Genomic DNA, 21,102 nt, shown 5'->3' with positions numbered 1-21,102 from the left:
AGAGGATCCGTGGGTCCAGTCTGCCCGGCCGGTCACTGCGAAGGCTGGATCAGCGCTCCCGCTGCGGTTCGCCGGGGGTGGTTTTGGCGGCTTCGACCTCAAGCATCAGGTGTCCGTCCTCCTCCACGAGGGCAGGCTGGTACACGTGGGCCTTGCGTTTGTAGCTGAGGTAGGCGATGCAGCCATTGGCGGCCGCCATCTTTTCGAGCATGATCTCTGAACCGGGGACCAGTAACTGGCCCAGCGGCAGCCCCACGGTGTTTTCCTGCCCCACTTCATCACCAAGGGCGGTGGTGCCGCGCCCGCCGATGACGGTGCCGGCGTTGACCCAACGGCCCCATACGCCGCGGCCGTCCAGGAGGCTGGGCTGTTGGCCCATGGGCACGGTGGCCGCAAAATAGCGGGTATCGAAACGGCGGTGCGCAAAGTCGGGGGTGCGCCAGTTGACCAGCGACTTGAGCAGGTCGGTCCGCAGCAGGAGCCCGCGCTTGTCCAGGATCTGGGCGAGGCTGCGCTCCTGTTCGGCCACGGCAAGCCGGGCGCGCATCCACTCCGGGGTGGAAGTGGCCTCGACGGTTCCGGACATGTCCGGGCCCGCCAGCAGCAAACCGGTCTCCTCGAACAGTTCGCGGATGGCGCCCACCACGTGCCGGCGGGCCAATCCGACGTCGGCCGTACCCATGTGGTCAGCCCATTGCTGCGGTGAGGGGCCCAACCAACCGATGGGGTCGTCGTCGGACGCGTCCAGCGAACCGCCGGGGAACGCGAGGACGCCCAGCGGGGAGGAACCGGGCCGGTAAGCCAGCCACGTTTCCAGCCCGGTCGGCGAATCCCGGAGCAGCACCACCGAGGATGCCAGTCGGGCTGCCCGGGGGGTCCGTTCGCCGTGTTCAAGCCAGCTTTGAGCCGCTCCCTCCAATTCCTGGGGAAGGGCGAAGAGGCGTCGTGCTAGTTGTGGCAAGGGAAGGACCGGACCTAGCTGAATTCTGCGATCAGTTCGACTTCCACCGGGGAGTCCAGGGGAAGAACGGAAACGCCGACGGCGGAACGTGCGTGCTGGCCCGCGTCGCCAAGGACCCGGCCCAGCAGTTCGGAGGCGCCGTTGATGACGCCCGGCTGGCCCGTGAACGTGGGGTCGGAGGAGACAAAGCCTACGACCTTGACGATGCGGGTGATCCGGTCCAAATCGCCGATGACGCTTTTGACCGCGGCGAGGGCGTTCACTGCGCAGACAGCGGCATAGCGGTGGGCGTCCTCGGGTGAGACGGTGGGCTCGTCGGCATGCCCCTCGGTGCCCAGCGAAACCTTGCCGGTAGCTTCGAGTTTGCCGTTAATAAACGGCAGCTGGCCGGAGGTGTAAACGTGGTTGCCGGAGATCACTGCGGGAACATAAGCGGCCACGGGTGCGGCCACGGCAGGGAGGGTCAGTCCCAGTTCGGCGAGCCGTTGCTCCACTGCCGATGTTGGCGCTGTTTCCGCGCCGGCAGGGGCTTCTGCGGGGGTTGACATATTACTGCTTCTCCCTTTTCAGGTAGGCAACCAGTCCGTTGCCGTCCGGTCCGGGGACAACCTGGACGAGCTCCCAGCCGTCCTCGCCCCACTGGTCCAGGATCTGCTTTGTAGCGTGAATGATGAGCGGAATCGTCGCGTACTCCCATTTGGTCATGAGCTAAAGACTAGTCCTTGCCGGTAAAGTGGAAAACATGGCGACTCGCACGAACCCCCTTTTTGACACGGCCACCACCCTGGGAAAGATCCTTGTTTTCCTTGGCGTGAGTGCTATTTGCGGTGTCCTGGTGGCGGGCCTGCTGGTCCCCGCGGCAGCCGTTTCCGGCAGCGCCGCCAGCGGCTCGATCGAGTTCTTCGACACGCTCCCCGCGGAGCTGAAGGTTGATCCGCCCAACCAGACCACCAGGATCCTGGCCGCGGACGGCAGCGAGATCGCCAGCCTGTACAAGGAGAACCGGACCAAGGTCTCCCTGGACAACATTTCGCCGTTTATGAAGGAAGCCGTCATCGCGGTGGAGGACAGCCGCTTCTACGAGCACGGCGGCGTTGACACCACCGGCATCCTCCGTGCGCTTGTTGCCACGGCGCGCGGCAACAAGCAGGGCGCTTCCACCATCACGCAGCAGTACGTCAACAACGTCCTCAACGCCAACCTTGCCGCCGAAGGCAAGGACGAAGACATCAAGCTCAACGGCGTGAACAAGGGCGTAGGCGACAAGCTCCGCGAGATGAAGCTCGCCATCGCGCTGGAGAAGGAGTTCAGCAAGGACCAGATCCTTGAGGGCTACCTGAACATCGTGTTCTTCAACGTCAACGCGTACGGCATCGAAGCCGCTTCCCGCTACTTCTTCAGCACCTCCGCCAAGGACCTCACCCTCCCCCAGGCCGCGCTGCTGGCCGGTTTGGTCAACAGCCCCTCGGCGTTTGACCCGGTGACCAACCCGGAGAACGCCAAGGCCCGCCGTGACCTGGTGCTGAGTTTGATGCTGAGCCAGAACAAAATCACCCAGGCAGAGCACGACGCCGCCGTGGCAACTCCCGTGGAGCCCGTGGTAACCCAGCCCAAGCAAGGCTGTGCGTACGCCTCCACCGCGCCGTACTTCTGCGACTACATCCTGCACCTGCTGGAGAACAACCCGGCGTACGGTGCCACCAAAGAGGAACGCCAGCGCTTGATTTACGGCGGCGGCCTCACCATCACCACCACCCTGGACCCCGCAGCCCAGAACGTGGCACAGGACCAGGTCAATACGGCCGCCGGCGCCAACCCGGACAAATGGGGCGCCGCCATGGTTACGGTGCAGCCCGGCTCCGGCAAGATCGTCTCGATGGCCCAAAACACCAGCTTCCTCCCGGCCGAGGGCGGGTTCGATTCGCAGGTGAACTTCAACGTGGACAAGCTGGACAAGGACGGCAACGACCTCAACGGTATGGGCGGCGCGCAGCCCGGCTCCACCATGAAGCCCTTCACGTTTGCCGAGTGGCTGAACGAGGGCAAAACCATGAATACCGTGGTTAACTCCGCGCAGCGCGTCTACCCGCTGGGCTTCAACTGGCGCAACACCTGCGGCCAGGTCACCGGCGGCTACAGCACGGCACAAAAGAACCAGGGCCTTGGTACAGCCGATGACCTCCAGAACGCAGAGCCGCAGTGGTACCGGCCGCTGTCTGTCCTTGAGGGGCTCTACAACTCGATCAACACCGTCACGTTCGCCTCGGCAGCCCAGCTGGACTTCTGCGGCATCCAGAAGGTTGTGGACGCCGTCGGCCTCCACAGCGGACTCCCCGAACTGGACCAGAACGGAAACATCGTCCTGGACGACGCCGGCAACATCGCCGCGCCGAACCCCAACATCGACATGTCCACGCTGGCCAACCTGCTGGGCTCCACCCAGACCGCACCGCTGACCATGGCCAGCGCCTTCGCCACGTTCGCCAACGACGGCAAGTACTGCGAGCCCATCGCCATCACGGGTGTGAAGGACCAGACCGGCGCGGATCTGCCCGCCCAGTCCGCCAACTGCCGCGACGCGATCAAGCCGGAGGTGGCGCGAGGCGTCAACTACGCGCTGCAGGAAGTCATGAACCGCGGTTCAGGTTCGCTGATCCAGCCGCGGCTCTCCACCCGCACCAATTTCCCCATCGGCGCCAAAACCGGTACCTCGAACAACAACGGCTCCACCTGGGTGGTGGGCCACACCACGGGCCTGGCTACCGCCGCCTGGTTCGGCGACCCGCTGGGTGCACAGCAACGTCCAGGCCAGAACATCACGGTGAACGGCAAGTTCTACCAAGGCATCGATGGTTACATGATTGCCGGGCCCATGTTCTCCAACTTCATGACGCAGATTGCGCCGAACTACGGGACCGAGGCCTTCCCCGCACCGCCCAGCAACATGATCAACGGCGCCCCGCAGCGGTCAGTCCCCACGCCCGCCACGCAGGCGCCGACCCCCGCCACCCAGGCACCCGCTCCCGCAGCCACCCAGCCCGCTCCGGCCCCCACCACCGAGGGCAACAACGGAAATGGCAACGGGAACGGCAACGGGAACGGCTGACCACACATGAGGATTGATCCCGCCCTGGTAAGCCGCGCCCAGTCCCTGGGGCGCGGTTTGGCCGTCACCGCAGGCGCCGGCGCCGCAGCGGGAATCGCCACTGCAGCGTACGGCCTGTGGGAAAAGAACCAGTTTGTTGTCCGGGATGAGACCCTGGCCATCCTGCCCGCCGGCCGCAGGCCGTTCCGCATCCTGCACCTCAGCGATATCCACTTCGTCCCCGGCCAGGACAGGAAGGCTGAATGGCTCCGCTCCCTGGCCGCCCTGGAGCCGGACCTCGTGGTCAACACCGGTGACAACCTCAGCCACGTCAAGGCAGTGGATCCGCTCCTCGAAGCACTGCGCCCCCTGCTGGAATTTCCGGGTGTTTTTGTGCCGGGTTCCAACGACTACTTCGCGCCCACCCCCCGCAACCCTGCCGCCTACCTGCTGGGCCCCTCCAAGAGGAAGGGCGGCCCAACGCAACTGGACTGGCCACGCCTTCGCTCAGGGTTCGGCATGGGCGGCTGGGTGGACCTGACCAACCGGAGCCAGTCGCTGGTGCTGGACGGCATGCGGTTTGATTTCTCCGGCGTTGATGATCCGCACCTGAACCGGGAGCAGTACGCCGGCTGGCCGCGCGGCACCGTCAACCAGGACGCCAACGACCACCTCAAGGTCGCTGTCATCCACGCCCCCTACCAGCGGGTCCTGGACCACTTCACTACCGAGGGCGCGGATCTCCTGCTGGCCGGCCACACCCATGGCGGCCAGATCTGCATCCCCGGCTACGGCGCCCTGGTGACCAACTGCGACCTGCCCACCTGGCGGGCCAAGGGCCTGAACGACTGGCACAGCAATGGCCGCACGACGCCGGTCAACGTCTCCGGCGGCATCGGCACCTCACGCTTCGCACCGGTTCGCATCGCGTGCCGCCCCGAAGCAGTACTGCTGACCCTCACCGCCGGAGCCTAAGCCGCAACCCCACCCGTGCCACCACCCCCTCAACCCCTCTCCACCCCGAGTTGCGCTATCACTTGTGGTCCCCAACACGGGGTTTTGGGGACCACAAGTGATAGTGCAACTCGGGGGGAAACGGGCGGCGGGGGCTGCGGGTAGCGTGGGGTTTGGGCCCGGCGCATTGCGGATCATAATAACTGGGCAAGTCCACCACCAAAGCCGGAACCCCTGTGAATCGTCTCACTCAATGGCATAAGGTAGTTGCCAAGGGTAATCACATTCGGTTTAGGTTGAAAAGCGGGCATGGCCAAGCAAACATCATTCTTCAGATCCATTAGCCGCCTCTACCCGCACATCCGGCCCATCATCCCTCGGCTGGTCATGGGCCTCCTGTGCGCACTCCTGGCCAGCGTGGTGGCACTGACCATTCCGCAGGTGCTCCGGGTCCTGATCAATGACTCCCTGCAGCCCGGCGGAGCCACGGATGCCGTGTGGATCTCCGCCGCCGTCATCCTGGTCCTCGGCATCGCCGAGGCCGGCCTGGTGGCCCTCCGCCGCCAGTTCGTCATCAACCCCGCCACCACCGTGGAAACCAAAATGCGGGTTTCGCTGTACGGCCACCTGCAGGACCTGACCGTCTCCTTCCACGACCGCTGGGGATCCGGCCAGCTGCTCTCCCGGGCCATGACGGACCTGAACTTCCTGCGCCGCTGGATGGCGTTTGGCGCCATCATGCTGGTGGTGACCACCCTGACGGTGGTCATCGGCATCGCGGTGATGTTCTCCATGAGCTGGCAGCTGGCCCTGATCTTCCTGGCGGCGGCGGTCCCCATCATGGCGTACAGCTTCCGGTTCCGCACCCGGTTCAGCAAGGTTGCCCGGCGCAGCCAGGACCAGGCCGGCGACCTCGCCACCACGGTGGAGGAATCGGTGCACGGCATCCGCGTGCTGAAGGCCTTCGGCCGCAGCCGCGAAGCCCTGGAAAACTTCAACGAACAGGCCGAGGAGCTGCGGCAGACCGAAATAGAGAAGGCCCGCCATCAGGCGTCCTTCACCATGGTGGTCACGCTCCTGCCCGAACTCGCCCTCGGGGCCGGCCTGGTAGTGGGCGTGATGCTCTGCGCCAGCGGCCAGCTCAGCATCGGCGCCTTGGTGGCCTTCTTCGCCACCGCCGCCGTGATTGCGTCCCCCGTGGAGTTTTCCGGCATGCTCCTCGCCATGGCACTCACGGCGAAGACCGCCGTCGACCGCCACTACGAAGTGATGGACGCCGCCAACACCATCACGTCCCCCGCCGAGGCCAAACGGCCCGACCGGCTGGCGGGGGCACTCCGGTTCACCAACGCCACCTTCGCGTTCGAGGACGCACCGGACAAACCGATCCTCAAGGACATCAACCTGGAGGTCCGGCCCGGCGAGACCATGGCCCTGGTGGGCATCACCGGCAGCGGCAAAAGCGCCCTGATCCAGCTGGTCCCCCGGCTCTATGACGTTTCCGGGGGCAGCATCAGCATCGACGGAGTGGACCTGCGCGACTTCGATGTCCCGCACCTCCGCCGGGTGGTGGGCGTGGCGTTCGAAGACACCACGCTCTTCTCCAACTCCGTGCGCGACAACGTCCTCCTGGGCGCCCGGGACCGCACCGACGAGGTCCTGGAAGAGGCCCTGGACGTGGCACAGGCACACTTCGCCTACTCCCTGCCGGAAGGCCTGGACACGCTGATCGGCGAGGAAGGCCTGAGCCTGTCAGGTGGCCAGCGGCAGCGGATCGCGCTGGCACGCGCCATCGCAGCCCGCCCGCAGGTCCTGGTGCTCGACGATCCGCTGTCCGCCCTGGACGTCCACACGGAAGAGCTCGTGGAGACCCGGCTCCGGGAGGTGCTGCGCGACACCACCACCCTGATCGTGGCGCACCGCCCGTCCACCGTGGCCCTGGCCGACCGCGTCGCCCTGCTGGAAGAGGGCCGGATCACAGCCGTCGGCACGCACACCCAACTGCTGGCCACGAACAGCCACTACCGCTACGTGATCGCGAGCCTCGACCCGGAACCGCGGGACCTTGACTCCGAACTGTCAGCCCTTGAAGACCAGGCAGAGGAGGCCACCCGATGAGCTCCGCTACCTTCGGCACCGCCAACGAGGACAACGCCCACCTCAGCAAAAACGAAAGCAAGGCCGTCCGACGGCGGTCGCTGGCACTTCTGGGATCCCTGATCCGGCCCGTTCGGCTGCGGTTCTGGCTGACCATTGCCATGGTGGTCCTGTCCCAGGCCGCCCGCGTTGCCGGCCCGGCGCTGATCGCGTTCGGCATCGACAACGCGCTGCCCGCCCTCCAGGCCGGCGACAACCTCCCGCTGGTGTTCACCGGCGTCGCGTACCTGCTGGCCGCGATTGCGACAGCGGGACTCACGGCCCTCTACGTCACCTCCACCGCCCGGCTGAGCCAGTCCATGCTGCTGGACCTGCGGCTGCGCGTGTTCCGCCATACCCAGCGGCTGAGCCTTGAATTCCACGAGAAGTACACCTCAGGCCGGATCATCGCCCGGCAGACCTCGGACCTCGAGGCGCTCCGCGAACTCCTGGACTCCGGCGTAAGCTCACTCGCCTCCGGCCTGCTGTTTATGATCTTCACCGCCATCACGGTGTTTGCCCTGGACTGGCGCAGCGGCCTCCTGGTCCTGGCCGCCGGTGTCCCCATGTTCTTCCTGGCCCGCTGGTACCAGAAGCACTCCCAGATTGCGTTCCGGGAATCCCGCGTTGTCTCGGCCCGCCTGATTGTGCATTTTGTGGAGACCATGACCGGCATCCGCGCCGTGAAGGCGTTCCGCAAGGAGAAGGAGAACGCCGACCGGTACGGCGAGCTGGCGGAGGACTACCGGCTGGTCACGGTCCGGTCCATCAACCTCAACGGCATCTTCCAACCCGGCCTGGTGCTGATCGGCAACGTCTGCGTGGCCGTGGTCCTGCTCTTCGGCGGCTTCCGCGTGCTGGGCGGCGAACTCGCGGTGGGTGTACTGCTGGCGCTGATCCTGTCCACCAAGCGGTTCTTCCAACCCGTGGACCAGATGGCCATGTTCTACAACTCATTCCAGAGTGCCCAGGCCGCCCTGGAGAAGGTCTCCGGACTGCTCGAGGAAGTGCCCACCGTCCGGCCGCCCAAAAACCCGGTGGCGCTGAAGAACGCCCGCGGCGCCGTCGACTTCACCGGCGTGGAATTCCGGTACGGCGACGGCCCTGTCATTGTCCCCACCATGGACCTGCACATCCCCGCCGGGCAGACGGTGGCCCTGGTGGGCCAGACCGGCGCGGGCAAGTCCACGCTGGCCAAGCTCATTGCCCGCTTCTACGACGTCTCCTCCGGCTCCCTGACCCTGGACGGCGTGGACCTGCGCAACCTGAGCACCACCGACCTGCGCAGGAACATCACCATGGTCACGCAGGAAGCCTTCCTCTTCAGCGGGTCGGTGGCTGACAACATCGCCCTGGGCCGGCCGGAAGCCTCCCGGGAGGAAATCGAGGACGCCGCCCGCGCGGTGGGCGCCCACGATTTCATCCTGGAACTTCCGGAGGGCTACGACACCGACGTCAACAAGCGCGGCGGGAGGGTCTCCTCCGGCCAGCGGCAGCTCATCAGCTTCGCCCGGGCATTCCTGGCCCGGCCGGCAGTGCTGATCCTGGACGAGGCCACGTCCTCCCTGGACATCCCGTCCGAGCGCCTGGTGCAGACCGGCCTGGCCCGGCTGCTGGCCGGCACGGACGCGGAGAGCCGGACGGCGCTGATCATCGCCCACCGGCTGTCCACGGTGGAAACCGCGGACCGTGTTCTGGTGGTCCACGACGGCCGGATTGTGGAGGACGGCAGCCCCACCGACCTGATCAGCGGCGGCGGCCGGTTCGCCGATCTGCACGGCGCATGGAAGGACTCCCTGGTCTGAGCGGGCGCCGATTTCGCATCGGGACCCGGCATCCGCTATTCTTGTAAAGTTGCTTTTGCAGCGGATCGGGATGTGGCGCAGCTTGGTAGCGCGCGTCGTTCGGGACGACGAGGTCGCAGGTTCAAATCCTGTCATCCCGACCAATTACAAAAAGAGGGTCTCCACACGGAGGCCCTCTTTTTGTATTAATTGCCTGCTTCCCTCAGATCCCGGTTCCATAACGGCGCAGGACACAGTCCGTAACTGATACTCCCGGCGCCGGGAGACAAAACGGCCCCGGAGCGTCCGCTCCGGGGCCGTTCCCTGCCTCCGTTTAGGTGAGGAAGCTGTTTACGCGGGGTCCGGCCAGTTGCCGATCCGCGAAGCCGTGTAAGTGGTTCCCGAGGGCTCGGTGGTGGTGGTGGGCTCCGTGGTGGTCTTGGTCTTCTTGGACGCGGGATCAGGCCAGTTGCCAATGGCTACGGAGGTTGCCGAGTTGTCCACGACGGACCCGGCGGACAGGACGGCCGGGGCCGCAGCGGAGAATGCCAGCGCGGCAGCCAGTACGGCTGCTGATGCGATCTTCTTGAACATGTTTGGGTTCCTCAATACGAGTCGGATTCGTTACAAAGCCAGCACTGTCCTTGTTGACATACATTGTAAAATGTTTTCCACAGGGACTGTCAAGCATTTGCACAAAGACAGTCCCAGAAGAGGAGGATATCCCGTGGGTAACGGATTCGGGGAGAAGCTCCGCGCGGAGCGTCTCGAACGGGGGCTGACCCAGGCCGAACTGGGCAGGGATCTGTATTCCCCCAGCTACATCTCACTGCTGGAGACGGGCCGCAGGGAACCGACAGCAGAAGTGATCGAGGAACTGGCACGCCGGCTGGAACTGGCGCCCAAGGCGCTGGAAGCCTGGAGCCAGCCTATTTCCGTCAGCGACGCCGAGTACGTACTGGCCGGGCTGTACGCCCGCCAGGCCTGGGACCTGCGGGACTACGAACTCGCTGCCAGCCACGCTGCGGCCGCCGCCCAGATCGCGCTGGACGGCAAAAACACCAGTGCCTGGTGGAACATGACCTATATGCAGGCGGAATGCCTCATGAAGCAGGGTGACCTGCAGGAATGCCGCAACATCATCGAACGCCTGCTTGAGCACCCCATGGCCACCGAATCGGTGGGGCTCGGCGTCCGTGCCCGCCAGATGCTGGCCGCCGTCTGCCATGGCCAGGGCCAGCTGTCCGTCGCCGTGGAGCACGCCCTCGAAGCGGTCAAGCTGTCCGTCAGCCTGCCGCGGAACTCCACCGTGCTGATCGGTGCCCACCGGATCCTGATCGGCGCCCTGGCCGAAAGCGGCCGGCTGGACGAGGCCTGGAAGTTCTGCCAGGCCCTGTACGAGCAGGTGGATGAGCACTCCATGTCGCAGCTCGCCGGCGAGGTGGCCTGGGTGATCGGCAACGTCGCATTTATGCGCCACGACTACGTGGAGGGCGTCAAACACCACGAACGGGCAGCGAAACTGCTCTCGCCCGCCAACGACATTGAGCTGTGGGCCCGGTTCAACAAGGCCTCGGCGGCGGTGCGGCTTTCCTCCGGCATCGTGGAGCCGGAGACGCTGTCCTCCATCGAGCGGGCCGAACTGGCATTTTCCATTGTGGGCGGAACCAAAAGCGATGAGCTGGAAGTGGCGTTCATCCGCGCCCGCTGGCTGTACCTGACCGGGGACATCGTGGCTGCCGTCGAGAAGCTGCGCGGCATCCACAGCGAAAGTGATTCCCTGGCCAAACACACGGCCGGTGAGGTTTCGCTGCTGCTGGGGAAGTCACTGAAAGCCGCAGGCGAGACGGACGAGGCCCTGGTGCACCTGCAGGAGGCCCAGAAGGCGTTCAGCGCGGCCGGAGCCGCAGACCGGGTCCAGCAGGCGCTGGATGCCGTCCTGGAGATCAAGCTGGCCCAGCAGCGCGCCGCAGCGGCTGCCGGGGCCAGTTAGCACCGGCTGGTCAGGCGAACGCCTGGCCGGTGATCTTTTCGTACGCTTCCACGTAGCGGCTGCGGGTCCGGCTGACCACCTCTGCGGGCAGTGCCGGCGGCGGAGTGTCGGAGCTCCGGTCCCAGCCGGACTCGGCGGACGTCAGCCAGTCGCGGACGTACTGCTTGTCGTAGGACGGCTGCGCCTGTCCCGGCTGGTACGTGGCCACGTCCCAGAAGCGGGACGAGTCAGGCGTCAGGACCTCGTCGCCCAGGGTGATGGCCCCGGACACGGCGTCGTAGCCGAATTCGACCTTGGTGTCGGCCAGGATCACGCCGCGTTCCCGGGCGATCTTCTCCGCCGTCGTGTAGATCTTCAGGGTCAGCTCGCTGAGCCGGGCCGCGATGTCATCGCCCACCATGCCCACTACTGCCTCGTAGGTGATGTTCTCGTCGTGTTCCCCCACCTCGGCTTTGGCCGACGGTGTGAAGATGGCCTGCTCCAGGCGTGAGCCGTCCACCAGGCCGTCCGGCAGCGGGATGCTGCAGACCGTCCCGCTGGCCCGGTACTCCACGAGCCCGGTGCCGGTGAGGTAGCCGCGGGCAATGCATTCCACGGGGAACATGTCCAGTTTTTTGCAGATCATGGCCCGGCCCGCAACGGCCTCCGGCACGCCGTCCGCAACGGTGGACGCCAGGACGTGGTGTTCCACGCCCAGCTGCCCGAACCACCACAGGCTCAGCTGCGTGAGGATGCGGCCCTTGTCCGGGATTTCGCTGGCCAGGACGTGGTCAAACGCACTGATCCGGTTGCTGGCCACCACCAGGACGCACTCCTGGCCCACCTGCTCCAGGATGGCGGGGTCGGCGGGCTCGTACAGGTCCCGTACCTTGCCGGAGTAGACGTGCGTCCAGCCGGGCAGGTCCAGGGTTTCGGTCTTGAGACCGCGGAACTCGGGTGTCTCGCTCATGCCAGGCCTTTCGCCTTCGTCACGGGGAGGGCTCCGGTGGCGGTGGAGACCTTAATCTCGTTGCGTGCGGCCTTGCGGCCAATGTCGCTGCGGAACTGCGAGCCGTCCAGCTGCACCAGCTCCACGCCGTCGTACGCCTTTTCGCGCGCTTCCACCAGGTCGCTGCCCAGGGCCACCACAGCCAGGACACGGCCGCCTGCGGAGACCACTTTGCCGTCGTTGTCCAGCGCCGTGCCGGCGTGGATGACGTGCACGCCGTCCAGCGCTTCCGCCTTCTTGAGGCCGCGGATCCGGTCGCCCGTCCGGGGGGTGTCCGGGTAATTTTCGGACGCCACGACGACGGCGACAGCCGTTTCCTTCGACCAGCGCAGCTCATCCACCCGGTCCAGTTCGCCCTTGGCAGCGGCCAGGAGCAGGGAACCGAGAGGGGTCTTGAGCCGGGCCAGGACGGCCTGCGTTTCAGGGTCGCCGAAGCGGACATTGAATTCGATGACGCGGGTGCCGCGGGTGGTCAGGGCCAGCCCCACGAACAACACACCCACAAAGGGGGTGCCACGGCGGGCCATTTCGTTGACGGTGGGCTGCGCCACGCGGTCAATGACTTCCTGGACCAGCCCTTCGGGTGCCCATTCGAGGGGGGTGTAGGCGCCCATGCCGCCGGTATTGGGGCCTTCGTCGTTATCGAAGATCCGCTTGAAATCCTGTGCCGGGGACAGTGCCACAGTGTTGTGGCCGTCGCACAGGACAAAAAGGGACACTTCTGGGCCGTCCAGGAACTCCTCGATGACCACGGTTCCGCCGGCGTCGAAGCAGGTCTGCGCGTGGGCCAGGGCTTCGTCGCGGTCCTTGGTGACCACAACGCCCTTGCCGGCGGCCAGGCCGTCGTCCTTCACCACGTAAGGTGCGCCGAAGGTGTCCAGGGCAGAGGCAGCTTCGGCTGCGTTCGTGGCCACCAGGGCCATGGCCGTGGGCACCTCGGCTTCGGCCATGATTTCCTTGGCAAACGCCTTGGACGCTTCAAGCTGGGCTGCTGCCTTGTCCGGGCCGAACACCGGGATGCCGGTGGCGCGGACGGCGTCAGAGACCCCTGCCGCCAGCGGCGCCTCCGGTCCCACCACCACCAGGTCAACGGCGAGCCGGGTGGCGAGCGCCGCCACGGCCTGCGGATCGTTGCCGTCGATCCGGTGCGTCGGGACCAGTTTGCTGATGCCGGCGTTGCCGGGTGCAGCGTGGACCTCGGACACGTTGGGGTCGGCGAGCAGGGAGCGGACAATGGCGTGTTCGCGGCCTCCGGGGCCAATGACGAGTACCTTCACAGTCAACAAGGGTACGTGGTGCACCCTTAGCGGGCCTAAGCTGTGTCTTTGCCAACCTGCCCGGACAATCCGCGGCACCCGCCACTCCGAATAGCTGACATGAAGACGCAACGGAATTGGCCCAAGGGAACCACCGCCATGGCGGCGCTGGCAGGCGTGGTGGCTGCCGCCGTCGTGCTGGCAGTGGCAGAACTCATCGGAGCGTTCTTCACGGCGAGGGCAACCCCGCTCTTTGCCTTGGGGTCAACCTTCATCGACTTCACGCCGCCGTGGATGAAGGACTTCGCCATCGCCACGTTCGGCACCAATGACAAGGCGGCCCTGTTCGCCGGCATGGGTGTGACCATTGCGCTGCTGGCCTGCGTGCTGGGTGTGGTGGCGTTCCGTAAATGGGCGCTCGGTGTCTTGGGCGTCCTGTTTATGGGCGCCGTGATTGTGGGCGCCGTGGTGACCCGCGCCGGCGTCAACCCTGTCGACGCGATCCCCAGCATCCTGGGCACCCTGGCCGGCCTGGTGGCCCTCCGGTTGCTTGTGGCTCCCCTGTGGCGCCTGAAGGCGTGGCCCGAAGCCCCCGCCGACCAGTCCGCGGACGACGGGCGGCCCGCCACCAGCCGGCGGAGGTTTTTTGCCGCGGCCGGCATCACCGCCGTTGGTGCGGGTATCGCGGCAACCGGCGGCCGGCTGCTCAGCGCGGCCAGGAGCAACATTGCCCAGGCCCGCAGCGCGATGCAGCTACCCGCCCCGGCCAAGGCTGCCGCAGCAGTTCCCGAGGGCGTGCAGTCCCCGGTGGCCGGCATGCCGTCCTGGCTGACCCCCAACAACGAGTTCTACCGGATTGATACAGCGCTCAGCGTCCCCGAGATCAATGCCGCCGACTGGGAGCTGCGCATCCACGGCATGGTGGAGGAGGAAGTCCGGCTCACGTTCCAGGACCTGCTGGATGCCGAACTCATCGAAACCCACGTCTCCCTCACCTGTGTGTCCAACCCCGTGGGCGGCAACCTGGCCGGAAACGCCAAGTGGCTGGGCCTGCCCATCCGCGAAGTCCTCCGCCGGGCCAAGCCCAAGGACGGTGCCGACATGGTCCTTTCCACCTCGATTGACGGCTTCAGCGCCTCCACGCCCCTGGAAGTCCTGCAGGATGACCGGGACGCCATCCTGGCCATCGGCATGAACGGCGAACCGCTGCCCCTGGAGCACGGCTACCCCGTCCGGATGGTGGTCCCGGGCCTGTACGGTTTTGTGTCCGCCACCAAATGGGTGGTTGACCTCGAAGTCACCCGGTTCGCGGACAGCAAGGCCTACTGGACCGACCGCGGCTGGTCGGAGCGCGGACCCATCAAGACCATGGCGCGGGTGGACGTGCCCAAGTCCTTCGCTAAGGTCCCGGCCGGGAAGGTCGCCGTGGGCGGCACCGCCTGGGCGCAGACCCGCGGCATCACCAAAGTGGAAGTCCAGATCGACAACAACGACTGGGCGGAAGCCGAGCTGTCCACGGAGGCTTCACTGGTCACCTGGCGGCAGTGGTCCTACCAGTGGGACGCCACCCCGGGCCCGCACTACATCAAGGTCCGGGCAACGGACGGCACCGGCGAGGTCCAGACGGACCAGCGCGCCGACCCCGTGCCGGACGGCGCATCCGGCTGGCAGTCCGTGATGGTCACCGTCCAGTAGCGCGGTGCAGGCCCGGCCGGACCATAGACTAAGCAGCATGCCCCACAACCCGCACGCCACCTTCACCGTGGACTCCGCCGTCGAACTGGCCGTTATTGAACGCAGCGGTTTTGTGGAGTCCCGCCACCTCGGCTCCGCCGTGCTCCTCGCGGCGGACGGCTCCGTGGTCACGGAACTGGGCGACATCTCCACCCCCGTCTATGCCCGGTCGGCCCTCAAACCGTTCCAGGCCCTGGCCGCCATGCAGTGCGGCGTCCCGCTGCGGGGCGCCCAGGTGGCGGTGGCCTGCGGCAGCCACACCGGGTCCCTGGACCACATGGATGTGGTGTCCGGGATGCTGAAGGCTGCGGGCGTCCGGGAGGACCAGCTGCTCTGCCCCGAGGCCTGGCCACAGGACGAAACCGCACGGAACTGGCTGGTCCGCTCCGAACGCGGCAGGTCCAGGCTGGCGTTCAACTGCTCCGGCAAGCACGCCGCGTTCCTCTGGGCGTGCACCGAAAACGGCTGGGACACCGCCAGCTACCTTGAGCCCAACCACCCGCTGCAGCAGGCTGTCCGCACCGCCATCGAGGAAAACGCCGACGAACGGATCGCGCACCTGGGTGTTGACGGCTGCGGCGCCCCTGTGGCCGCACTGTCCCTGAAAGGCTTGGCCCGCGCGTACTCGCAGCTGGCCAAGGCCCCCGGGGACAAACACTCCAACGCCCGGGCCGCCACCATTGCCACCTCCATGCTGGACTACCCATGGGCAGTGCAGGGCAAGGGCGAGGCCAACACCGTGGTGATGGAGGACCTGGAAGTCATCGCCAAGATCGGGGCGGAAGGCGTCCTGGCCATGGCCACGCCGCAGGGCGTTTCCGTGGCCATCAAGGTCCTGGACGGCAACCTCCGGGCCACCTCGCTGGTGGCGCTGACCTTGCTCGCGGCCGCAGGTTCCGTGGACCCGGATAAGGTGGCGGACGTCCTGGCCAAAGTTGTGGAACCCGTCCTGGGCGGTGGCCGGCCCGTGGGCCAGATCCGGCTGGGCCCTTCGGTGTCCGCCCTGCTGGACCAGCCCTGACCCACCCCACCGGAAGGAGGCCCGACGCATGGCCATAGCCCGCCGTCGGATTGATCTTGAGGAAGGCGCTGCCGCGCTCGCCGCCTGGCAGCGCGCCCAGGAAGCCCCCTCGGACGCAGCGGTTCCGCGCCAGACACTCGCAACGGCGGTGCGGTATTCACTGGAGGAAGTCACGGCCCGCGCGCCCGGCAACTCCGTGGAAGTGCGGGTGCCGCCGTTCGGCGTCACCCAGTGCGTCGAGGGTCCCCGGCATACCCGCGGCACCCCGCCCAACGTCATAGAGTGCGACGCCGCCACCTGGCTGGGGATGGTCAGCGGCAGGATCCGCTGGGCAGACGCCGTCGCGGCAGGGAAGGTGGCAGCGTCCGGGCTCCGCGCGGACCTGTCGGCGCTGCTGCCCTTTTAGCTGCTGCCTTAGCTGACGCTGCCGGGACCTGTGGCGGTACCTGGACCAGTGCCGGTAATCCGGTCCGGGCCCTGCCCGGTGCCGGCCACCCTGCTCCCTGCCGCTGCGGTGGCGGGGTGCGGCACCAGGTTCTGCAGCCGGGTGGACAACGCTGCGATCACGGCAAAGGCGAACGCCGCCACGGCAATCAGGACGGACATCACGGCCACGGTGCCATAGCCGCCCAGCCGGGGATCGAGGAACGGGTAGGGGTACCAGTCGGCGAAGGGGCCACGGATCAGGCTGTAGACCAGGTAGGCCAGCGGAAATGCGAGCCACAGCAGCGAGGTCCTGATGGAGATCCTGGTCTTGGGCAGGTCCACCAGCCAGTCGATCACAATGATGGTGGGCACTGTGTAATGCAGCACCACGTTGACCCAGGGCAGTGGTGTGTTCACGTCCACGTCGCTCAGCAGCAGGCTGTACGTGATTCCGGTGATGGTCATGTACACGGTGGCGGCGCCGCGGAGCAGTTCCAGCCAGCGGGGGCTCGCCCCCTTCCAGGCGAACCAGGCGGCGATGCCCAGCGTGACGAAGGCGATGATGTTGGACTCGATGGTGAAGTAGCTGAAGTAGTTGCCGGCGCTTGCGCCCGGGACGTTCTGCATCAGGTACAGGAACTGGAACAGGACTGCCACGAAGCCCAGCAGCGCGAACCAGGTGCGGAAAAGAGCCAGTCCCTTGTTTGCGGTCATGGCCTGATCCTAGGCCACATCGGTTCCCGGGCGGCCGAAGCCGGCCCGGATTCCTGCGGGGGCAGGCTCAGCCGCGGCCCACGAACGGCATTCCCGCGGCTGTGACCACCACGGAACCCACGCTGGCGGAGGCCGGCATGTCCGCCATCATCAGCACGGCCCGGGCGGCGTCGGCCACCGGGAACATCGGTTCAACCCGGCGGCTGCCATCCGCCTGGAGCGCGCCGGAGCCCACCCCGATGGTGTCCATGATCCCGGTGCTGGTGTTGCCGATATCGATCTGCCCGCAGGTGATCCCGAAGCCCCTGCCGTCCAGCTCAATGCTTTTGGTCAGCCCCGTCATGGCGTGCTTGGTGACGGTGTAGGCAACGGTCCTGGGCCGCGGCACGTGGGCGGAAATGGAACCGTTGTTGATGATCCGGCCGCCCTGCGGCTCCTGCCCCTTCATGGCCCGGACCGCCGCTGCCGCGCACAGCATGGACCCGGTCAGGTTGACCGCCACCGTGGCGTCCCAGTCGGCCAGGCTGATCTCGTCCACGCCCGCCGCCGGACCAAAGACGCCGGCATTGTTGAACAGGACATCCACGCGCCCCCACGTGCCCAGGACGTCCGCAAAAAGGCGTTCGACGGCGTCGGGCCGGGTGACGTCGCACGGCACCACCAGCGCGGCGGGATGGCCGCCGGCGGCGTCGTCCAGCGGCTCCCGGCGACGGCCCGCGAGGGCCACCCGGTAGCCGGCGGCCAGCATCTGCCGGGCAACTTCCCGGCCGATGCCGGAGCCGGCCCCGGTGACCACTGCCACGCGTCCGTTGGGATGGGGACTCTCCACGCCGATCTCCTGTACCTAGCTGCCCTGGCGCGCGGCGTCCACCGGTGCGCTGTTCAGGGGCCAGCCTATGACGGTCTTGGGCCGCGGCACAGCGTAGGTCCGCACCTTGGAGGTGGAGAGCCGCAGGCGGACCAGGGACTCGGCAATGGTCACCGCTGCCGCCACCCCGTCCACTACCGGCACGCCGGCGCGCCGCCGGATCTCCTCATCCAGTCCGGCCATGCCGCCGCAGCCCAGGACGATGACTTCCGCTTTGTCGTCGGTGACAGCCCGCAGCGCCTGGCCGATGATGGCCTCCACCGCGCGTTCCGGCTCCTCTTCCAGCTCAAGGACGGCCATGCCGCTGGCCCGCACCGAGGCGCAGCGGGCGTCCAGCCCGGCGAGCTTGAGCCGGTCCTCGATCAGCGGGACGGTGCGGTCCAGGGTGGTGACCACCGAATACTTGTGGCCCAGGAACATCGCGGTGCTGGCCGCCGCTTCGGTGATGTCCACCACCGGAACGTCGAGGAGCTCCTGCAGCCCCTCCCGGCCGTGCTCGCCGTAGCCGGCCTGGATCACGGCGTCGTACGGCTCGGGGTAGGAGGTCACGGCGTCCATCACGGCGATCGCCGCCAGGTAGCTTTCGAAGTTTCCTTCACACGAGTCCGCACCGAACCTCGGGGTGAGGCCCACAATCTCCGTCCCGGGCGCCGCAATGCTGCGGGCCTGGGCGGCAATCGCCTCGGTCATGGAGGAGGTGGTGTTGACGTTTGCAACGAGTATGCGCATGGGATTCCTTGGCTGGAGGGTGGGCGGTCAGTGCGTGCTGGCGACGGCGATGGCCTCGCCGTCCTGGTCCACCAGTCGCTGCCCGCGGTCTGCGACGAAGAAGTACACCACTGCGGCGATGCCTGCGGCGAAGAACCAGGCGAAGGGGGCGGCTGCGGCCAGCGCAGGAACAAAGGCGATCAGCAGCGCCACGGCAGCCGCCGGGACCATTGCGGTGATGGCCCGCGGATTGACGCCGTTTTTGTAGAAGTAGGCGCCTTCGCGGGACGCGGTGTAGAGCTCGGGAACGTTGACCTTGCTGCGGCGGATGAGCCAGTAGTCGGCCATGACCACACCGAACAGCGGGCCCAGCAGTGCGCCCAGGCCACCCAGGAAGTACAGGATGACCAGCGGGTTGTTGTAGAGGTTCCAGGGCAGGATCACCAGGCCGATCACGGCGCTGACGATTGCTGCCTTGCGGAAGTTGAGCCGCTTGGGGAACAGGTTGGTAAGGGCGTAGACGGGGGCCACGAAGTTGGCCATCAGGTTCACGGCAATGGTCAGGACCAGCAGGGCGAGGCAGGCCAGGACCAGGAACAGCGTGTTGGGGATGGTCTGGACGATGTCCGAGGGGCTCTGGATGATGGTGCCGTTGATCCTGAACTGGCCACCGGCCATCACCACCACGATCACGCCGAACAGCAGCATGTTGATGGGGATGCCCCAGAAGTTGCCCCGGACCACTGCCTTCTTCGACTTCGCCGAGCGGGTGAAGTCGCAGAAGTTCAACACGAAGGTGCCGTAGATGGAGACCCACAGCGAGCCGCCGGCGAAAATGGTGAGCCACATTTCGGGGCCCTCCAGCGCGTTGTTGGCGGACCAGGCGATGGCGCCGCCGGCTTCGATGAAGATCCACACGGCGATGGCCGCCATGGTTGCCAGGATGACCGGACCCGCGAAAGCCTCGTATTTGCGGATCATTTCCATGCCGAAGCTGACAATGACCAGCTGCACCACCCAGAGGATGGCGAAGGCGATCCAGCCCAGGGTGGACAGGCCCAGGATGGAGTTCCGGTCCAGGTCGGCCAGGGACGGGACCATGGCCACCAGCATCACGCGGAACACCACGGACGCGAGGTAGGTCTGGATTCCGAACCAGGCCACGGCCACGGCGCCGCGGAGCAGGCCGGCGATCTGTGCGCCCCGGATGCCGAAGCTGATGCGGCTCATGACCGGGAAGGGAACCCCGGTCTTCACGCCCATAAAGCCGGAGAGGTTAAGCAGTCCGAACAGCAGGGCGGCGCCGATGCCCAGGGCCAGGAGGATCTGCCAGCCGCCCAGGCCCAGGGCGAACAGGCCGATGGCGAAGGCGTAGTTGCCCAGGCTGTGCACGTCATTGGCCCACAGGGTGAAGATGCTGTAGCCGGACCAGCTGCGGCCGGCTTTTTTGGTGGGGGCAAGATCCGCGTTGTAGAGAGTGGGACTGATCTCGACGCCGGAGGCGGCGCTGGCGGCCTCGCAGAGCGCATCACCGCCAGCGGAGGGGTGGGTGGGAAGCACTGACGGCGCTGTCAGGTCTGCAGTTTCGACGCCGACCGGGGGGTTGGTCTGCATTGGGGGGCTCCAATTCTGGGAGTACTGCCGCTGTGGTGAGACCGGATCGAATGACCCTCGCTGTTATTCCACAATGCGGAATCAAGATATTGAATAGTGAAATAATAGTATGATCTGTATCACCTTCGGTCAAGGTTGATCAGGCATGCCGGCGGTCACAATCGGTGGGCAAGCGGTATCTCGCCACCGGAACCCCGCGGACCACCGCTCCGGTTGACCGGTTTGGCCCCTCTGGATAATCTCGTTGTGCAAGATTGTTTTCTCACATCATGAAAAACAGTCGCCAATCATTCAACGATGAAATGAGGCCTCCGTGGCTGCAGGAGAAGATACCTCCCATATCCTCAGCGGGTTGACTAACCAGCTGCCTGATCGTGATCCGGAAGAGACTGCCGAGTGGGTTGAGTCGCTGGATTCCCTGATCAGGGAACAGGGCACGGAGCGTGCCCAATTCATCATGCGGAGCCTGTTGCAGCGCGCCGGTGCGCAGAGCGTCGGGGTGCCCATGGTGACCACCACCGATTACGTGAACACGATCCCGGTGGATCAGGAAGCACCGTTCCCGGGCAACGAGGAATACGAACGCCGGTACCGGGCCTACATGCGGTGGAACGCCGCGGTCATGGTCCACCGGGCGCAGCGGCCCAGCATCGGGGTGGGCGGTCACATCTCCACCTATGCCGGGGCCGCGACCCTGTACGAGGTGGGCTTCAACCACTTCTTCCGCGGCAAGGACGCCCCGGGCGGCGGGGACCAGGTGTTCTTCCAGGGCCACGCCTCCCCCGGCATGTACGCCCGGGCGTTTATGGAAGGCCGGCTGACCGAGGAGGACCTGGACGGGTTCCGGCAGGAAAAGTCCC

Annotated in this window: 19 protein-coding genes and 1 tRNA gene; 10 read left to right on the top strand and 10 right to left on the bottom strand. The window is 66.4% G+C overall.

Annotated features, from left to right (window positions below; all coding sequences use genetic code 11):
- Window positions 1–49: 49 nt before the first annotated feature.
- The 3 genes from QRN07_RS03845 to sp36 are packed head-to-tail and all read right to left on the bottom strand — an operon-like array spanning window position 50 to window position 1,666.
- Window positions 50–961 (bottom strand): NUDIX hydrolase, encoded by a 912-nt coding sequence (locus tag QRN07_RS03845; protein ID WP_050684014.1) that lies wholly within the window; start codon window positions 959–961, stop codon window positions 50–52.
- Between the two features lie 14 nt (window positions 962–975).
- A complete protein-coding gene (locus QRN07_RS03840) occupies window positions 976–1,509 on the bottom strand; it encodes a RidA family protein (RefSeq protein WP_050684015.1) in 534 nt (177 codons plus the stop codon).
- Window position 1,510: 1 nt separating this feature from the next.
- Entirely contained in the window at window positions 1,511–1,666 is a 156-nt protein-coding gene (gene sp36 / locus QRN07_RS03835; protein WP_009359196.1) for a Sp36 family protein, read from the bottom strand.
- Window positions 1,667–1,703: 37 nt separating this feature from the next.
- Here sp36 and QRN07_RS03830 point away from each other — a divergent pair, with 37 nt between their 5' ends.
- The 5 genes from QRN07_RS03830 to QRN07_RS03810 all read left to right on the top strand — a co-directional run bounded on the left by QRN07_RS03830 (window position 1,704) and on the right by QRN07_RS03810 (window position 9,084).
- Window positions 1,704–4,067 carry a transglycosylase domain-containing protein gene (locus tag QRN07_RS03830; protein ID WP_285240365.1) on the top strand — a complete coding sequence of 788 codons (2,364 nt, stop codon included), beginning with the start codon at window positions 1,704–1,706 and terminating at the stop codon, window positions 4,065–4,067.
- A gap of 6 nt (window positions 4,068–4,073) precedes the next feature.
- Window positions 4,074–5,021, top strand: a complete 948-nt coding sequence (locus tag QRN07_RS03825) for a metallophosphoesterase (protein ID WP_050684017.1) — start codon at window positions 4,074–4,076, stop codon at window positions 5,019–5,021.
- Window positions 5,022–5,309: 288 nt separating this feature from the next.
- Window positions 5,310–7,118: an ABC transporter ATP-binding protein gene (locus tag QRN07_RS03820; protein WP_056596365.1), complete on the top strand. Its 1,809-nt coding sequence runs from the start codon at window positions 5,310–5,312 to the stop codon at window positions 7,116–7,118.
- Complete coding sequence (locus QRN07_RS03815; RefSeq protein WP_056596362.1) at window positions 7,115–8,941, top strand: ABC transporter ATP-binding protein; 1,827 nt, start codon at window positions 7,115–7,117, stop codon at window positions 8,939–8,941. The genes QRN07_RS03820 and QRN07_RS03815 overlap by 4 nt, the downstream gene beginning before the upstream one ends.
- 66 nt (window positions 8,942–9,007) lie before the next feature.
- Window positions 9,008–9,084: transfer RNA gene (locus QRN07_RS03810), tRNA-Pro, on the top strand.
- 187 nt (window positions 9,085–9,271) lie between these two features.
- On the opposite strand, the gene QRN07_RS03805 is transcribed toward QRN07_RS03810, so the two are convergent.
- Window positions 9,272–9,514 carry a hypothetical protein gene (locus QRN07_RS03805; protein WP_056596359.1) on the bottom strand — a complete coding sequence of 81 codons (243 nt, stop codon included), beginning with the start codon at window positions 9,512–9,514 and terminating at the stop codon, window positions 9,272–9,274.
- Between the two features lie 133 nt (window positions 9,515–9,647).
- Between QRN07_RS03805 and QRN07_RS03800 the strand changes: the two genes are divergently transcribed.
- A complete protein-coding gene (locus QRN07_RS03800; RefSeq protein ID WP_050684021.1) occupies window positions 9,648–10,913 on the top strand; it encodes a helix-turn-helix domain-containing protein in 1,266 nt (421 codons plus the stop codon).
- Window positions 10,914–10,923: 10 nt separating this feature from the next.
- Here QRN07_RS03800 and QRN07_RS03795 read toward each other — a convergent pair whose 3' ends face one another.
- Both QRN07_RS03795 and purD read right to left on the bottom strand, forming a co-directional pair.
- Window positions 10,924–11,862: a phosphoribosylaminoimidazolesuccinocarboxamide synthase gene (locus QRN07_RS03795; RefSeq protein ID WP_050684022.1), complete on the bottom strand. Its 939-nt coding sequence runs from the start codon at window positions 11,860–11,862 to the stop codon at window positions 10,924–10,926.
- A complete protein-coding gene (gene purD, locus QRN07_RS03790) occupies window positions 11,859–13,178 on the bottom strand; it encodes a phosphoribosylamine--glycine ligase (RefSeq protein WP_050684023.1) in 1,320 nt (439 codons plus the stop codon). Before purD ends, QRN07_RS03795 begins: the two co-directional genes overlap by 4 nt.
- Before the next feature lie 99 nt (window positions 13,179–13,277).
- Here purD and QRN07_RS03785 point away from each other — a divergent pair, with 99 nt between their 5' ends.
- From QRN07_RS03785 to QRN07_RS03775, 3 genes are read left to right on the top strand one after another with little or no spacing between them, the layout of a single operon-like run.
- Window positions 13,278–14,852 carry a molybdopterin-dependent oxidoreductase gene (locus QRN07_RS03785; protein WP_285240364.1) on the top strand — a complete coding sequence of 525 codons (1,575 nt, stop codon included), beginning with the start codon at window positions 13,278–13,280 and terminating at the stop codon, window positions 14,850–14,852.
- A 37-nt stretch (window positions 14,853–14,889) separates the two neighbouring features.
- Complete coding sequence (locus tag QRN07_RS03780) at window positions 14,890–15,912, top strand: asparaginase (protein WP_285240363.1); 1,023 nt, start codon at window positions 14,890–14,892, stop codon at window positions 15,910–15,912.
- Window positions 15,913–15,940: 28 nt separating this feature from the next.
- Window positions 15,941–16,318, top strand: coding sequence for a sterol carrier family protein (locus QRN07_RS03775; protein ID WP_285240362.1), 378 nt, complete (start codon window positions 15,941–15,943; stop codon window positions 16,316–16,318).
- 8 nt (window positions 16,319–16,326) lie between these two features.
- Here the strand turns inward: QRN07_RS03775 and QRN07_RS03770 are convergent, their stop codons facing one another.
- The 4 genes from QRN07_RS03770 to QRN07_RS03755 form a co-directional block, all read right to left on the bottom strand.
- Window positions 16,327–17,052 (bottom strand): Pr6Pr family membrane protein, encoded by a 726-nt coding sequence (locus QRN07_RS03770; RefSeq protein ID WP_197273502.1) that lies wholly within the window; start codon window positions 17,050–17,052, stop codon window positions 16,327–16,329.
- Between the two features lie 67 nt (window positions 17,053–17,119).
- Window positions 17,120–17,881: an SDR family oxidoreductase gene (locus QRN07_RS03765; protein WP_050684027.1), complete on the bottom strand. Its 762-nt coding sequence runs from the start codon at window positions 17,879–17,881 to the stop codon at window positions 17,120–17,122.
- A gap of 15 nt (window positions 17,882–17,896) precedes the next feature.
- Complete coding sequence (locus tag QRN07_RS03760) at window positions 17,897–18,649, bottom strand: aspartate/glutamate racemase family protein (RefSeq protein ID WP_050684028.1); 753 nt, start codon at window positions 18,647–18,649, stop codon at window positions 17,897–17,899.
- A 27-nt stretch (window positions 18,650–18,676) separates the two neighbouring features.
- A complete protein-coding gene (locus QRN07_RS03755) occupies window positions 18,677–20,242 on the bottom strand; it encodes an NCS1 family nucleobase:cation symporter-1 (protein WP_285240361.1) in 1,566 nt (521 codons plus the stop codon).
- Window positions 20,243–20,555: 313 nt separating this feature from the next.
- Here QRN07_RS03755 and QRN07_RS03750 point away from each other — a divergent pair.
- Window positions 20,556–21,102, top strand: a 547-nt coding sequence (locus QRN07_RS03750; protein WP_502934774.1) for a pyruvate dehydrogenase E1 component-related protein, incomplete at its 3' end; no start/stop codon positions are given.

Origin of the sequence: Pseudarthrobacter sp. MEB009 (assembly GCF_030208875.1) — a bacterium.
GTDB lineage: Bacteria > Actinomycetota > Actinomycetes > Actinomycetales > Micrococcaceae > Arthrobacter.
The sequence above is the reverse complement of the archived record's forward strand: the minus strand, read 5'-3'. Positions and strand labels throughout refer to the sequence as shown.